13 protein-coding genes are annotated in these 15,133 nt (G+C 66.6%); 6 read left to right on the plus strand and 7 right to left on the minus strand.

Going from position 1 to position 15,133, the window contains the following annotated elements:
- Positions 1–14: 14 nt before the first annotated feature.
- Positions 15–1,076, minus strand: a complete 1,062-nt coding sequence (locus AAFU51_06485; protein MEO1570899.1) for an endonuclease — start codon at positions 1,074–1,076, stop codon at positions 15–17.
- A 142-nt stretch (positions 1,077–1,218) separates the two neighbouring features.
- The gene (locus tag AAFU51_06490; GenBank protein MEO1570900.1) at positions 1,219–2,553 is read right to left on the minus strand and encodes a DUF445 family protein; all 1,335 of its coding nucleotides are present in this window, start codon (positions 2,551–2,553) and stop codon (positions 1,219–1,221) included.
- A 110-nt stretch (positions 2,554–2,663) separates the two neighbouring features.
- On the opposite strand from AAFU51_06490, the gene radA reads away from it, so the two are divergent.
- Entirely contained in the window at positions 2,664–4,097 is a 1,434-nt protein-coding gene (gene radA / locus AAFU51_06495; protein MEO1570901.1) for a DNA repair protein RadA, read from the plus strand.
- 91 nt (positions 4,098–4,188) lie between these two features.
- Here radA and AAFU51_06500 read toward each other — a convergent pair whose 3' ends face one another.
- Positions 4,189–4,566 carry a hypothetical protein gene (locus AAFU51_06500; protein ID MEO1570902.1) on the minus strand — a complete coding sequence of 126 codons (378 nt, stop codon included), beginning with the start codon at positions 4,564–4,566 and terminating at the stop codon, positions 4,189–4,191.
- Between the two features lie 807 nt (positions 4,567–5,373).
- Here AAFU51_06500 and AAFU51_06505 point away from each other — a divergent pair.
- From AAFU51_06505 to AAFU51_06525, 5 genes are all read left to right on the plus strand, one after another.
- Complete coding sequence (locus tag AAFU51_06505; GenBank protein MEO1570903.1) at positions 5,374–6,198, plus strand: class I SAM-dependent methyltransferase; 825 nt, start codon at positions 5,374–5,376, stop codon at positions 6,196–6,198.
- 152 nt (positions 6,199–6,350) lie between these two features.
- Positions 6,351–7,037 carry a sigma-70 family RNA polymerase sigma factor gene (locus AAFU51_06510; GenBank protein MEO1570904.1) on the plus strand — a complete coding sequence of 229 codons (687 nt, stop codon included), beginning with the start codon at positions 6,351–6,353 and terminating at the stop codon, positions 7,035–7,037.
- A gap of 106 nt (positions 7,038–7,143) precedes the next feature.
- Positions 7,144–8,220, plus strand: coding sequence for a hypothetical protein (locus tag AAFU51_06515; protein ID MEO1570905.1), 1,077 nt, complete (start codon positions 7,144–7,146; stop codon positions 8,218–8,220).
- A gap of 93 nt (positions 8,221–8,313) precedes the next feature.
- Positions 8,314–9,066 carry a hypothetical protein gene (locus tag AAFU51_06520; GenBank protein ID MEO1570906.1) on the plus strand — a complete coding sequence of 251 codons (753 nt, stop codon included), beginning with the start codon at positions 8,314–8,316 and terminating at the stop codon, positions 9,064–9,066.
- An 87-nt stretch (positions 9,067–9,153) separates the two neighbouring features.
- A complete protein-coding gene (locus tag AAFU51_06525; GenBank protein MEO1570907.1) occupies positions 9,154–9,903 on the plus strand; it encodes a hypothetical protein in 750 nt (249 codons plus the stop codon).
- Between the two features lie 59 nt (positions 9,904–9,962).
- Here AAFU51_06525 and ybeY read toward each other — a convergent pair whose 3' ends face one another.
- The 4 genes from ybeY to ispE all read right to left on the minus strand — a co-directional run bounded on the left by ybeY (position 9,963) and on the right by ispE (position 15,004).
- Complete coding sequence (gene ybeY / locus AAFU51_06530) at positions 9,963–10,385, minus strand: rRNA maturation RNase YbeY (GenBank protein ID MEO1570908.1); 423 nt, start codon at positions 10,383–10,385, stop codon at positions 9,963–9,965.
- 25 nt (positions 10,386–10,410) lie between these two features.
- Positions 10,411–10,890: a hypothetical protein gene (locus tag AAFU51_06535; GenBank protein MEO1570909.1), complete on the minus strand. Its 480-nt coding sequence runs from the start codon at positions 10,888–10,890 to the stop codon at positions 10,411–10,413.
- An 82-nt stretch (positions 10,891–10,972) separates the two neighbouring features.
- Positions 10,973–13,933: a DUF2723 domain-containing protein gene (locus tag AAFU51_06540; protein ID MEO1570910.1), complete on the minus strand. Its 2,961-nt coding sequence runs from the start codon at positions 13,931–13,933 to the stop codon at positions 10,973–10,975.
- A gap of 198 nt (positions 13,934–14,131) precedes the next feature.
- Positions 14,132–15,004, minus strand: a complete 873-nt coding sequence (gene ispE / locus AAFU51_06545) for a 4-(cytidine 5'-diphospho)-2-C-methyl-D-erythritol kinase (GenBank protein MEO1570911.1) — start codon at positions 15,002–15,004, stop codon at positions 14,132–14,134.
- Positions 15,005–15,133 lie beyond the last annotated feature (129 nt).

Consider the following 15,133-nt stretch of genomic DNA (forward strand, 5'->3'; position numbering starts at 1 on the left):
TTTGGCCCAGGCGCTCAGCGCTCCAACTGCGTCAGGCGGCGCGTCACGATGCCGTCGGGCGTGACTACCCGCAGGATGTAGGTGCCGCTCGCGAGCGACGGGGCGGTCGAGAAGGCATGGGGTCCGGCGCCGAGGACGCCGTCGTGCAGCAGCGCCGCACGCCGCCCAAGCGCGTCGAACAGCGCGATCTGCACGGCCACGGGCGCATCGAGGACTACCGAAATCGACGCGCGGCCCTCCGTGGGATTGGGGAATGGGCCGACGAGGCGGAGGCCTTTGGGCTGCGCGTCGTTGGTGCTGGCGGTGGCCGGCGCGAAGGCGCGGCGGGCGAGCGTGGCGTCGAGGACGAACGGGTTGTCGTTGCCCTGGAACGAGGCGACGCGCCCCGAACGGGCGACCTCGGCGGCATCAGCAGGATCGGCGTCGTGCCAGTCGAGGAGGGTGCCGAGTTGGCGGTCGAACCAGCGCAAGCCGCCACTGCCGACCTCAGCCTCGTAGATCGTGGCGACATAGAATAGCATCCGCGCCACATCGCCCTTGACGACTTCGCGCGGCTCAAACGCGGAACTGCTGCGCTCCGAGTAGGCGTCGCGGTCGGCGGTGGGCGTCGACGACTGCGTCTGGTCGAAGCGGTACCACGCCACGGCCTGCACGTCGGGGATCTCGGCGAACGGCAGGCTCGCGCGATCGCTGTTCACCCGCACCCGCGTCGGGACGAGGTGGTGCATGTCTGTCTCTGCATCGTTGTTGTCCGTGCCTTCCGAGCGCGGCCAGACGTGCTCCTGGTTTATCCCAGCGTTGTTGTTGAACACGTCCTGCGACGGGTCCGACGACGGTTGCCCGTCGAACGGCACGAAGAAGTCGGTGTAGAACCCGAGCACGCCGCGCTGGCCGCCCACAGTGACCTCGTCCACGGTGTCGTAGAGCCGGTCTTTGCTTTGGCTGCTCGACAGCACGCGGTTGGGCGCGTAGGCGCCGTCGAGCGCATCGAGGAGGTCATCGCCCGTGAGGCCGGGAAAGATCTGCGCCGATGCCGGGGGCGCGATCAGGAGGAAGATGGCGAGGAGGAGGCGCATGACAACGAGGAGGGGAGATGGCAGACTGACAGAGAGCAGAATCGGGCGAGAAAGCGCCGAGAGTGAAGAGTAAAGGGTGAAGAGCCTGGCATTCGTTCTGGGGATTGAAGCGAAGGGTTGCTTCTACGCAACACGCAGGCCCTCACCTCCGCCGGTAGAGCGCCTCGTCGAGTGCCCACAGCACCGCGCCGAGCGTGCCGAAGGTGCCGAGAGCCAGCAGCGGCTCCCAGATCACGAGTCCGCCTACGAAGCCAAGCAGTCCGCCGAGGTACTTGATGTAGTTGAGTTGCTCGTTTGAGGTCGTTTTCAGCAGCCGTTCGAGCTGCTGCTCGTCGTAGCGGCTCGCGTTGGCGACGATCATCGCGTAGACGTCGAGCCGCTCCACGAAGCCGAGCACCGTCCGGGTAGCGATCTCCTCAATGGCGTCGCCCTGCGCCTCCACCTGCGCCGGGACCTCGTCCAGCAGCGCGTCGAGGCGGTCGAGGACAGGGTCGAGCGCGTCCGGCAACTCGGCGATGGCTTGCTCGATGCGGCGGTCGAAGTCGTCGCCGCGCACCTTGCGGTAGGCCTTGAGCGCGAGGCCGCCGAGGCCCTCGCCTGCGTTCTGCTCCAGCTTCTGGACCGCGATGGCCTTCAGCTTCTGGCGCATCTCCTCCGAGCCGAGCAGGTCGCGCACGGTGTGCTCGGCAAGGCGTTTGAGTTCGCCGCGGAAGTCGGGATCGTCGAGGGTGTCGTGGACGAGGCGGACGCCGAGCTGGCGGTAGCGCCCGATGACGCCGCTCTCGGCGATGCGCTCCTTGATGATCTCCTCGTTGATGAGCTCCTGCGAGATCGCCTGCGCGAGCCGGTAGACGACGCGCTCGCGCTGCGCGGGCACGAGGCCCTGGCCGAAGATGGGCCGCTTCTCGCGCGGCTGGAAAAGCATCGTGATCGCGAGCCAGTTGGTGGCGAACCCGATCAGCCCGCTTACGGCGAGGATGCGCAGCAGGCCCTCGAACGCGAGTGTGCGGCCGAAAAGCGAGGCCTCCCAGCCGGCGAAGTCCCACGCGAACGACAGCAAGAACAGCGCACCCAGAGACCACGGTACGGCGCGGAGCACCGGGAGCCACCGCGCATGCGCCCCCTTCACCCGTGGCATCGTTGGGGTGGCCTCCTCGACCTGCGGCGTCCGCTCCGGCAGATGGCGGCGCATGTACTCGAAGAGCAATCCGCCCGCTTCCTGCGCACGCTGCCGCGTTAGTTCCTTCGCCTCCGGAATCGACATCCCGGATTCCTGCGTCAGATCCGGCGGATTGCCACCGAAGGCCGTCGTCGTCTCCTCCAGCACGGTCGCCTCTAGAATCGCCGGGTCGCCCGCGTCCTCACCGCCCATAGCCTCATCCGCTACACCATCGTCGGTCGCCGCTTCCTCCGTGCGTACCGTATCCGGCTCGTCAGGCGTCGGTTCGGCGCCGCTGGGGTCGTCTTTGGAAGGCATGGAGAAAAGGAGGGTGAAGCGAGGCTGTCAGTGCCAAGGCGTAGGTTGCGAGGCTTCGCGTGGTACGTTCACGCATCCACACCTGCACACACTCACACCTCCCACGCGCGATGGCGAAAAAGAAAACGGTCTACGTCTGCCAGAGTTGCGGCAACACATCGCCCCGCTGGATGGGGCAGTGTACGAGTTGCCAGGGCTGGAACACGTTCGTCGAGGAGAAGCCCCGCGAGGCGATCAAGGCGCCCGTGATGAAGGCGGCGGACTACGACAGCGGACTCGGCGACGGCGGCGCGGACGGCTTCAGCAGTGGCGGCTTCACGCGCAAGGGACGCAGTGGCGGCTTCGGCGCGCGCCCGGCGCGGCTCCGCGAGGTCGAGGTCAGCGAGCGCAGCCGCCTCGTGACGGGCCTCGCCGAGTTCGACCGGGTGATGGGCGGCGGTATCATGCACGGCTCGCTCACGCTCGTCGCGGGCGACCCCGGCATCGGCAAATCGACGCTCATGACCGAACTTGGGCGCCATATGCCCGACGCGACGCTCCTCTACGTCACCGGCGAGGAGTCCGCGCAGCAGGTCAAGCTCCGAGCCCAGCGCCTCGGCGTCGACGCCGACCAGTTCTACCTCTTCCCCGAAACCAACGTCGAGGCGATCCTCTCCGCCGCCTATGACGTGCGCCCCGACGTGCTGATCGTCGACTCGATCCAGACCATCTTCCGGCCAGACCTCACCAGCGCACCTGGCTCCGTGTCGCAGGTCCGCGAATCGGCCGCCGCGCTCCTCGACCTCACCAAGACGCTCCCGACGAGCACGTTTCTGGTCGGCCACGTCACCAAGTCGGGCAGCATCGCCGGGCCGCGCGTGCTGGAGCACATGGTCGACACGGTGCTCCACTTCGAGGGCGACCGCCACCACGCCTTCCGCATGCTCCGCGCGATGAAGAACCGCTTCGGGGCCGCCAACGAGATCGGCGTCTTCGAGATGCGCGAGGGAGGGCTGAAGGAGGTCGGCAGCCCGAGCGCGCTGTTTCTGGCGGAGCGGTCGTACGGCCAGTCGGGCTCGGTCGTGGTCTGCTCGATGGAGGGCACGCGCCCGCTGCTCATCGAGGTGCAGGCGCTCGTGACGGCGACGAGCTACGGCACGCCGCAGCGCACCGCGACGGGCTTCGACGCGCGGCGACTCCAACTCCTGCTCGCCGTCCTCGAAAAGCGCGAGGGCCTCCGCTTCTCCCAACACGACGTCTTCCTCAACGTCGCCGGTGGCGTGCGTGTGGACGAGCCCGCCGTCGACCTCGGCGTCGTGCTCGCCGTCGCCTCGTCGTTCCGCGACATCCCGACCGACTCGTCGACCGTCGTGGCGGGCGAGGTGGGGCTCGGGGGCGAGGTGCGCGCCGTGAGCCGGATCGAGCAGCGCCTCGGCGAGGCGAAGCAACTTGGGTTTGAGCGCTTTCTTTTGCCGAAGCCCTCCGCGTCCGACCTCCGTGCGCCGAAAGGACTCGAACTGCTCCCCGTCCAGCGCGTCAGCGAAGCGCTCGACCTCGCGCTCTAGCCGCGGCTCCCACATGCGGCCGCGTCGCCCGGGCTGCCGGGACGACGCGGCCAGCGCGCAGGAAATGCGCTGCGGTCGGAGTGGCTGGAGGCTAGATCGAAAGCGCCTCGTCGATCTGGCGAAGCTGAATGCGCGCGAGGCCGAGGTTGGCGGTCTGGCGGTCGAGCGCGAGGTAGGTGAACAGGCCCGTCTGGTTGCGCGCGAGACGGATCAGGTGATACTGGCCGGAAATGGTGATGAGGATCTCCTCTAACTCCTCGCTGGCGAGGCCAAGCTGCTCCTTGATGCGCATCTTGGTGAGGATGAAGTCGCGGTTGCCCGCCGCGGCGAGCTCCATGTCCATTGCCCCGCCGCCGAGCGTGCCGAGGCTGATGCCGGACTCGAGGTCGACGATGGCGACGCCGAGCGCGCCGTCGATGTTCATGGCTTCCTGGAGGGCGGTGTTGAGATCGAGGGCTTGTACCTGCATGGCAGTGGGAACGGGTTGGGTGAGACAGAGGGGGAATGGTGATGATCCCCGGCATACCACCTGTTCCAACAACCATTCCAGAGCCTTGGGTGGGCTGACGAGACCCTCGGGGTATCAAATCGACATGGGAATAAGTGGAACGATTTGGACGTTCTAGAACTAGTGATGGTGGATGGATTGATCGTCGGTGTGTGATTGTGGGGCGGTTAAAATGGAGAGGCTTCGTATAGATTCTACTTAGAGCACACAGGCGTAAGTATTGAAGACGTGGCGCTTTAGCAATGCGAAGCGAGGTGTGGCGGAACCTGAGACAGAAATGGGGGTTTCCCCCAAAGCGTGAGGCATTGGGACCGAGCGTGTTCGCGCCCCGGACGGCTGCCAGAACTGTCAGCGCATGCCGCCCGTCGAGCCATCGCCGCGAGCAAAAAGCAAAACCCGGCCGCCAGGAAAGGCGGCCGGGTTTCTGCTGATTTGGGACAGACCCTGAGGATCTGTGCTTCCGAGATGCCACTGGGAGATGGGAGACGCCTTGGGACCGAACGAAGGTTGCGGGATTCCTCAGCGTTCGAGCGTCTACAGCGCAGTACTCAGAAGCAAGAAGTGCTAATCAAGAAGTGCAATAGGTCAACAGAGCAGGTTGGAAGGGGTTCCGGACGTTTTGGATGTTTTCTATATGACATATGGCTTAAGTTGCTAATAAACATGTTAGTGTATCTGAACGATATGGACGATTTTTTAGGCGGAGGTCCGAAATCGCGGCGCTACAGGAGGGGGTGGTAGCTTCCAAGTCGTCCTGACCATGAGGCTATGCTCTCCCTGCTCCGCGCTGCTGAATCTCTAGCGGTGCCTCTGCTTCTCCACGCTGCACTTCGCGCGGCGCGCACGCTCTCACCGGAGCGCCGCGCCGTCTTGCTCGATGCCGTCCGCCGTACCCTCTCCGCACGCGAGGAGGCCGTCCAGGCGCCGATCGTGCGCCTCCGATCGGTGCTGGCCGCCGACTCCACGCCCGTGGCGGTGCGCGACTATGGCGCGGGGACGCGCGCCCGCGTGCTCGGAACCGAAGCGAAGCCCGAGTCTCGTCCCATTGCGGAGATCTACGACAAGGCGGCAGCCTCGCCAGCCTGGGGCTCCGTGTTGTTCCGGTTGGCTCGCGCGCTACGGCCTCGCCGCGTACTCGAACTGGGCACCAACCTTGGTGTCTCCGCGGGGCATCTGCAGACCGCACTTGCGCTCAACGAGATCGAGGCAGGGATCCAGGGGTATCTCGTCAGCATCGAGGGGGATCCCACGCTTGCGACCATGGCGAGGGCCCACCTGGCAGGCATCCAGTCGCCTTCCCAGCCGACGACCGTCGTGACTGGCCGTTTCGACGAGGCGCTGCCCATGGTACTACAGGCGCACGGCCCGTTCGATCTTGTCTTCCTGGACGGCCACCACGAAGAAGCTGCGACGGTGCGGTACTGGCACCAAATCGCCCCGCATCTCGCGCCAGGTGCCTGCGTGGTATTCGACGACATCGAGCCGGGTCACGACGTGCGACGCGCATGGCGATCGATTTGCGCTGCGCACCCCAGCGCGGAGCGGGTTGACCTCCTCAAGCTCGGCGTGCTCTTCGTCGACGGGGAAGCCTAGCTCGACGCGAAGACGGTTCGGTGCATGGATTCGACCGTTCGCGGGAGGGATGGGCTGTTCGCGCAGGTGGTGGGTACGGAGCGTGACCCTGCACGTAGGCACAGCGGCCTGCATACTATCTTGACGACGCGTCCCGTTTCCCTGCCGCTCGCATGAACCCACCCCACGCCTCCTTGACCGACGAGCAACTCGTTGCGGCCTACCTCAATCAGGGCGACGAACGCGCGTTCACGACCCTCATGTCGCGCCATCAAGAGCGCGTCTTTGGGTTCCTCGTGGGCATGGTGCGCGACCGACAAACCGCCAATGACCTCTTCCAAGACACCTTCCTGCGCGTCATCCAGGCGATGAACAAGCAGCGCGGGTCCTACGAGCCGCAGGGCCGCTGGCTGGGCTGGGTGCTTCGAATCGCGCGCAACGCCGCGCTCGACCACCTCCGCAGCCGTAAGAAGTTCGCCGACGTGGCACCGGTCGACGAGGACGACGGGGCCTCGTTCTGGGAGCGCCTCACCGATGCCGAGCAGCCGGACGCGTTCGACGAACTGCACCACCAGCAGATCACGCGAGAGCTGGAAGCACTGATCGAGCGGCTGCCGCCTGAGCAGCGCGAAGTGGTGATGCTGCGCCACGAAGGCGACCTCACCTTCCGCGAGATCGCCGAGATCACCGAGGTGTCGATCAACACGGCGCTTGGGCGGATGCGCTACGCGCTCATCAACCTCCGCAAGATGATCGATGACGAGTTCGAGCCGGAGCCAGAAACCCTAAAAAAAAAGGCCGTCCGTAGACAGGCAGTGAGGCGTCCAACATCATCGTTTACAAACGGTAAGATGGTGTAAGACTGCGATTTTGCGATCGCTACGCACGAGAACCCGCCTGTGCTCCGTTTCTGCGGCACGGCAACCACCCCATCAGCCGACACGCTTCTGAGACGTTTTTGATACTATGCCCGACTCGCTCGATTCGGTGCGCGCGCTCTACCAGGAGCCGCGCCCGGACGGTATGACCCCCACGCCCGAAAGCCTAAGCGATACGGCGCGCGCCGAGGTGGCCGCGTTCGCTCCCGTTAAAGCAGCCCTCGATGCGCGCCCACGTTCCGGCCCGGACGCCGACACGCTCGCAGCCGTGCTGAGCGCTGCGCGCGCTGCTAGCACGACCGCTTCGGATTCCGCTACCACGACTGCTGCGAAGCCACGCGCTTCTGATCGGGCTCCTGTCCGTGCAGCCCGCCGTTCGCGCTCCCGGATCGCCTTACCGGTCCTCGCGCTGTTCGCCTGTGTCGCGATTGGTGTCGCGTTGGTGGCCCAGCAAGCCGAGGAACTGCCGAATCTTGACCCGGCTGAATCTGCGGCTCCGATGGCTGCCGCGGTGCCTTCGGCTGAAGTAGCACCAGGCGCGGAGGGGGACGCGGCGCTGCTCACGGAGGCCCCGACGGAGGCCCAGGCCCGCGATGGTCGCCCCGTTGCGCAGCCGTCCCCACAAGCTCGGCAAGTGGCACCAACAACGGAACTAGTAGGGCCCACTGTCGACGATGTGCCGGTGCAGTCAGACCTAGCGGCAGCCGACGTGGAGGCGACCGACGTGGAGGCGACCGACATGGAGGCGGCTGACATGGAGGAAGTAGCTGCCGCCGCCCCGCCTCCGGCTCCTACGGCAGGTTCTCTTACGGCAGGGGCTCCCACGGCTGAGGCCGGAAACGCCCTCGTCAGCCGGGTTCCCGTTCGCGTCGCACAGCCGGGACTGAGCCTGACCTCGACCTCGTCGCGGTCTGCGTCAGCGGCGTGGGATTCCCCGTCGGACGAGGAACTACGGCTCCTCTCGCTGCGGCTGCAGTCGTTGCGTGAGTCCAACCGAGGGCTGACGTGGGACGAGCCCCCCGTCGCATTGAGCGTCACGGCCAACGAGACGCTGCGCGCCCGCGACCTCATCTCGGACACAGCACACGACGAAACGCGCGTCGGCTTCCATGCGGCCCCAGCGCCTCGCACGGGCTTCATCCGAGTCCAGCCTGGGGACCAGTAGGCCTTCCCGACGGCAGCGCCTCTGCATCGACCTCGCGGCGAATCTGAGTCGCCACCTGCCAAGCACCAAACTGCTGTCCTGATGCCCTGCCCCATGCCTCCCGTTGCTCCGCCGAACGCACTGGCGCTACTCCTAGGTATGGCTGTGTTCGTGGCGAGCAGCGGCGTTCAAGCCCAGGACCCTGCGTTCCTCCGTACTGAGGCCGCTGCGAACACCCACACGCTCGAAATCCGAGACGGTCACCTCCACCTCGACGGCGAGCAACTCCCCGAAAACGCCGTCCCAGCCGGCCTCGACCTGGACGGCCTAGCCTTCGTGATGCAGTACAGCGGCTCAGTCGCCCCTGTGCTCACACTCCGTGGCGTGGCCTATGTCCTGGACGGCGCCCGGCTGATACGCTTCGACGAGATCGAGCAGGCGGGCGATGCCGCGCAGGTGTACGGTCTCGGACAGCCTGCTGACGCACGCGCGGTGCCGCTTCGTTCGCAGGCGGCTCCGCAGCCCGTCGTCACGAGCGAGCAGGCCTACCTGATGCGCCTCTCGGAGCACGACCGCCGACTCTACGACCTCCTCCAGCAGGAGCGCGCTATGGAAGCAGAAGCGCAGGCGCTCGCCGTTCGCGTCCGGCGGACGGCCGACCCGACTCGTCGGGACAGTCTCGTTAGCGATCTCCGTGCCCGCATCGACGCCATCTTCGCGTTGAAACAGGAGGTACGGCGTGCCGAGATCGAGCAAGCGTCTGCGCAACTCGACGCCGTCCGGGCCCGACTCGATGAGCGGGCGACCCGCCGTGACGCCATCGTGCAAGAGCGGCTGCGCAGCCTCCTCGGCGACCTCGCCGACTGACCTTTCGTCCCCTGAGCCGACGTAGCGCGCGGGCCGGGCGGTCCCGCACCGCTGCTCAATCATGCTCCGCCCGCAACGCAACGTGCCATGACTCACGCACTACGCTTCCGTCTGCTCCCGCTGCTCGTGCTCGGCCTCGCCCTGGCTCCGTCCATCGCCTACGCTCAGAATGACGGCGACGAAGTCGAGCGCCGCATCACCCTACGGGTGGACGGCGACAGCATCTACGTCGAGCGCAACGGCGAGACGACGGTCGTGCCCAACACGCCGGAGGGCCGCGCCGAACTCGACGACCTCAACTTCGACCTGGAGCGCAACAGGATCCGGATCGAGGTGGACAAGGACGATATTGATTTCGGTCTCGATGGGGATGGCGACATCCGCGTCTTTCGCATGCGGCGAGGGGGCCCCGAGGGCTCCGGCTTCGAGCGCGAATTCGAGTTCGATGGCCCCGGCCTGGCGCTTCGGCGCTTCGGCCCTGAGGGCTTCGGCCCCAACGGCTTCGCGACCTTCCGCTTCGACGACGACATGACCTGGGTGGCTGAGGACGCCGAGGCCCAAGCCGAGATCATGGGCAAGGAGATGGAAGCCCGCGAACTCGCCCGCCAGCTCCGCAATGCCGAGGAGGGCGACCGCGCCGATCTCGAAGCGGACCTCGACGAATTGCTTGCTGACCTCTTCGAGATGAAGCTGGAGCAGCGCCGCGCGTCCGTCGAGCGGCTCGAAGAGAAGCTGGCTCAGGAGGAGAATGCCCTGGCCGAGCGCGAAGCCGCCCGCGCCGACATCATCGAGCGCCGCAAGCAGCAACTCCTTGGCGAGGACACCTTGGAGTGGTGAGGCCACTGCCCGCGTAAGCCGACCGAAGGGCACGTAGCACCGAGCGGAGACGCCGGGTGCTACGTGCCCTTCGGTGTGTTGTGGAGGTAGCGGTCCTCCAATGCGTGCATCGCGGCTTTCTCGTCGGGTGTCGCGTCGTCATAGCCGACGAGGTGCAGCACGCCGTGGACGACGTAGCGCAGCGCCTCGGCGTCGAACGTGGTGCCAAACTCAGGGGCGCGCTCGGCGGCCGTGTCCAGGTCGACGTAGACCTCCCCCTCCACGAAGCCCTCCGCGAGCGCGTCTTCGTCGAGGTTGAAGGAGAGCACATCGGTGGTGCAGTCGTGGTCGAGCCAAGCCCGGTTGAGGTCCAACACCGTCGCGTGGTCGGCAAGCACGATGCTCACGTCTTGCGCGGTAAAGCCCTCGCCGCCGAGAGCATGCTGGACGGTTGCAATGACGATGTCTGGGTCGAGCGTGCGCTCAGCGTGCGCGAGGACCACGGCTATCGCGCCACGGTCCACCGGGTCATTTCCCAAAGCCGCTCTCCTCGTCGAACAGGGTCTCGCTGAGGGACAGCGCGACGGCACTCATCATCACCTCAGGCGGGAGCTGCGTGAAGTCGGCCAAGAGCAGCCGGTCGGCCACGTTGGCGTAGAGTGAACTCCCGGCCTCGCGCTCCACGACGAGGCCACTTGTGGCGCCGTTGGGTGCGCCCATCTTGGAGAAGAAGATCACCTCGCCCAGTTCCTCCGAGGCCACGAAGCCGGTACAGTCCTGGAGTTGGAGAAACGAGTTCGTGGCATAGACCGAGACGAGCGCCATCGTGGTCATGCGGCCGTTATGCCCGTCCGGCACGGCGACCTCCGGCGTGATCTCCAGGGCTAGCGTGCGCCCGCTCGCCGCGTGCGTCAACTCGTAGCGGACGAGCGACCCGTCGCGCTGCACCGGGACGCCGAGCGCCTCGGCGATGCGGTCGAAGTCGGTGGCAGAGAAGGCGAAGGCCATGACGGGAGCAGCGGGGAAGAGAAGGAGGACGCTCGAATCTACGAACGGAAGCGGCCGCGGGTCCCCCGCCTGGAGGGGAGGGCTACCCTGCCTCAGAAGGGAGCGCAGCCGCGGCCTCCCCAGACGTCGGCGCAGCATCGGAGGCCGCGGGGGCTCGGTCTTGCTCGAAGGCGCGGCGCAGCGTATCGGCGTTGAGGCGGAAGCTTTCGTCGCCGACGGTGTCCGCGATCTTGTCGGAGAACGAGGCCACCTCGTCGAAGGCCTCGTTGGCGAGGTAGGTCTGTTGGATGAATTGCGCGTACTGCAGGCCGGTCTGCATTTCCGAGTTCGTCACGCTCCTCAGGAAGTAGAGCGCGAGGTCTTCGCCCTGCTGCATGATCGCGACGACGCGGTCGCGGTCACCGAGCGCCTCGTAGGCGGTTGCCATCGTGTAGAGCGAATAGAAGTCCGGCGGGATCACCTCGGCGGCGACCTCGGTCTCGACCCGGTTGAGCAGCGTCCGAGCGTCGTCGGCGCGGCCCTGGTTGGCGAGGGCTTCCGCGACCGTGGCAAACACCGCGCGGTAGTTGTCGGCCATCTGGCGAATGTTCTCGTCGTAGTAGACGCTCGGGTCGTCGAGGTTGGTGAACTGGAAGTTGCCGAGCCGCTCCATCGCCACCTCCGGCACGACGCGCCCGCCTGGCGTTTCGCTGGCGATGGGCACGAGGCGGCGGGCGAGGCCCTCGTTCTGGAAGTAGGGCTGCAGGCCTAACTCCGACGCGCGCGCGATGGTCGAGGCGAAGTAGATCGGGCGCTCCCAGCCGTTGCGCGCGTTCTCCTGGATGATGTGGAGCGTCATGCGGTCCGACACCTGAAGCAGTTCGGCCTCGTTAGTGAACGGGTGCGGGCGACCCTCGACCACCCACGACACCGGCCCGAGCGAGTCACCGGCGAGTCCTGCCCCGTCGAGCATCTCGGACGAGAGCCGCTGATCATCCACGGGCAGCGTCATCGCGATGCCCTTCGGAATCTCCTGGTAGCCGAGCCCGTCGACTTCGCGGTCGGTGAGCGTGATCGGGAGCGGAGCTGAGGTGTGGCTCCACTGGTCGCGGAGCTGCTTGATGTACCACGGCGTGTTCAACAGCGACAGGTTGACCACGCGTACGTCCTTGCGGATGCCCTCGACTTCTTGGGCGTACCACAGCGGGAAGGTGTCGTTGTCGCCGTTGGTGAAGATGAGCGCGTTCGGCGCGGTGCTGTTGAGCATGTTGGTCGCGAACTCCGGCGCGATGTAGCGGCCGGAGCGGTCGTGGTCGTCGTAGTTGACCGCGATCATGAAGGCAGGCACGGCGAGGAAGAGCAGCCCGGCCACGAGGCCCGCGATGCGCAGGCGGCTGCTGTCTGTCGTGGGGGCGCCGTCTTGATCCGGCGCCTCTTCGTCACTGTGCGCGGTGCCGTGGCGACCGAGTGCGAGTTCGATCAGCCCTGTCGCACCGATGCCGCACCAGAGGCTGAAGGCGAAGAACGACGCCACGTACGAGTAGTCGCGTTCGCGGGGCTGGAACGGCGTCTGGTTGAGGTAGAGGATGATGCCGAGGCCCGTCATGAAGAACAGCGCGAGCACCGACAGCGCCCTTCGCCAATCTCGACTGAAGTGGAACGCGAGCCCCAGCAGTCCGAGCAGCAGCGGCAGGCCGTAGTAGGCGTTCCGACTCGACCATTGCGACGGACTTTGGTAGAGCACGTCAGTCGTTTCGTCGGGCACCAAGCCTGAGATCCAACGCGCGCCCTGCTCGTCGGACGCCTTGCCGACGAAGTTCCAGAGGAAGTAGCGGACGTACATCTCGCCGACCTGGTAGCCCCAGAAGTACTCCGAGTCGGAGTCGAATTGCGCGTAGTAGCGCTGGTGGTTGGGGTCGGGCGACCAGCGGCGGGGGAAGAGCACGTCCTCGCGGCCGAGTGTGCCCGTGCGGTCGTCGAACGTCGCGCCGGTCAAGAGCGGCGTGTTGCCGTACTGCTCGCGCTTGAGGTAGCTCACGATGGCCTCGGCCGTCTCCGGGTCGTTCTCGTCGATGGGCGGGTCGGCGGCGGAGCGGATGAAGATGAGCGCGTAGGACGAGTAGCCGATCAGGATCATCGCAAACGAGAGCGCGAGCAGGTTGGCCACCGGCATCTGCCGCCGCTGGGTGATCCACACGGCCGCCGTCATCAGGAGGATAAGCAGGATCGTGAAGGCGAGCGGGAAGCCCGAGCGCTCCGCGAAGTCGGGCAGCATCTGCACGACGCCGGGATAGATCATCCCGAAGAGCACCGTCGCCACCACGCCCGCGACCACGACGCCGAGCGTGCGGCGGCCCGGCGTCCAGTCGGCGCGGTCGAACTTGACGAAGTAGACGATCAGCGCGATGAAGAATAGCGTGAGCACGTTCAGCAGGTGCACGCCGATGGCCAGGCCGAAGAGGTAGGCGATGAGGACGAGGATGCGGTCCGAGCGTAGCCCGAACGGGTGCTCGCCGCGGGCCCGCAGTTCGGCCTCCTCGGCGATGGTGTCGTCGCGCCACTTCAGCGTGAGCCACACCACGATGGCCGTGAAAAACATCGAGAGCGCGTAGACCTCGGCCTCGACGGCGTTGAACCAGAACGAGTCGGTGGCCGCGAACGTGAGCGCGCCGATGACGCCGCCCGTAAGTGCCCCGAGCCGCTGCCCCGGCGTCCACGTGTCCGGATGCCCCTTCCAGATGCGCGCGAGCCGTACGATCACGAGGTGCGTGAGCAGGATCGTGAGCGCGCTCGCCACCACGCTCACCAGGTTCACCGCCAGCGCGATGTGCCGCGTGTCCATGAACAGATCGAGAATCGGCGCGAACACCATCGAGAAGAACCGCCCGATGAGCATGTAGAACGGCGCGCCCGGCGGGTGCGACACCTGTAGCCCGTGCGCGATGGCGATGAACTCACCTGAGTCCCAGAACGACGCCGTCGGGGCGACGGTGAGCAGGTAGAGCACGAGCGCGACGAGGAAGACGCCAGCAGCAACGAGCCGGTCGATGAGCTTGCCAGACATAGCGGGGGCGAGAGGTTCGGGCGTGTGGCGCGGCGACGAGCGCGCCTCCGGAGTGGGCAGACCTAAACGGTACAGCGCATCGAAGATAACCGACGCCTGCGGCTCAGAAACGCAATTCCCCGTGGAGGTCGTACCCGCCGCATTCGAACGCCGTGTGAAGGCGGCGGCGTCTGCTGATCGCGGCCCGATGCGGGTCGCTCACGGGGCGACCGAGCACCACACACGGGTGCCTGCCGCTCGGAGCACGTCGGCTGCGGAACGGGCTGCGGCCTCGTCCTCGAACACACCGAAGACGGCCGCGCCAGAGCCGGTCATCGCGGCGTAGCCCGCCCCCGCATTGAGCAAGGCCTGCTTGGCTGAGGCGATGGCGGGCGACTGAGCGAGGACCGGGGCCTCGAAGTCGTTGGTGAGGCGCTGTCGCCACTGGACGAGGTCGTTCGACCGCACGATGCCGGCGAGGTCCGGGCGGCTCACATCGTTAGGCGTGACGAGGCTGTAGGCATGCGCAGTACCTATCTCCGCGTCGGGCATCACGACGACGAGCGGGAAGGGAAAGGCGCAGGGCGCGCCTGCATCATCAGTGAGCGGGGCGAGCGTGGTGCCCGTTCCGGTGGCGTGCATCGGCGCGTCGTAGAGGAAGAACGGCACGTCTGCGCCCAGCTTCGCCGCGATAGGGTGGAGGTCGACCGTGGTGGCACCGAGGTCCCAGAGCGTGTTGAGCAGCCGCAGCGCGTGCGCCGCATCGGACGAGCCCCCGCCGAGGCCTGCGCCGAACGGGATCGCCTTCGTGAGATGGAGGCACGCCCCGAGCGTCCATGGGTCGAAGGCATGCTCCGCCGCCCATGCCTGCAACGCGTGTGCCGCGCGAACGACGAGGTTGCGTCCGTCGGTCGGTAGCGCGGGTTCCGAGCACGTCAGCACGACCGTGCCACCGTCGGCGTGCTCAGCTGTAAGCGTGTCGCGCCAGCCAATCGGTAGCAGCACTGTCTCGATGTCGTGGTAGCCGTCGGCGCGGCGGCGCAGGACGTGCAGCCCGAGGTTGAGCTTGGCAGGAGGGTGGCAGGAGAGCACAGGTGGGGAAAGCACAGAGGCGCGGGGGCACGAAAGCGGGGAAAGATCGGGAAACGGAAATGGAGGGGGCAGGGGATGGCGTCTCGGAAGAATTCTGTTGACGAGGTCGGGCGGACCGGCTTGCTTTCA

This window comes from Bacteroidota bacterium (assembly GCA_039821555.1).
GTDB lineage: Bacteria > Bacteroidota > Rhodothermia > Rhodothermales > Rubricoccaceae > JBCBEX01.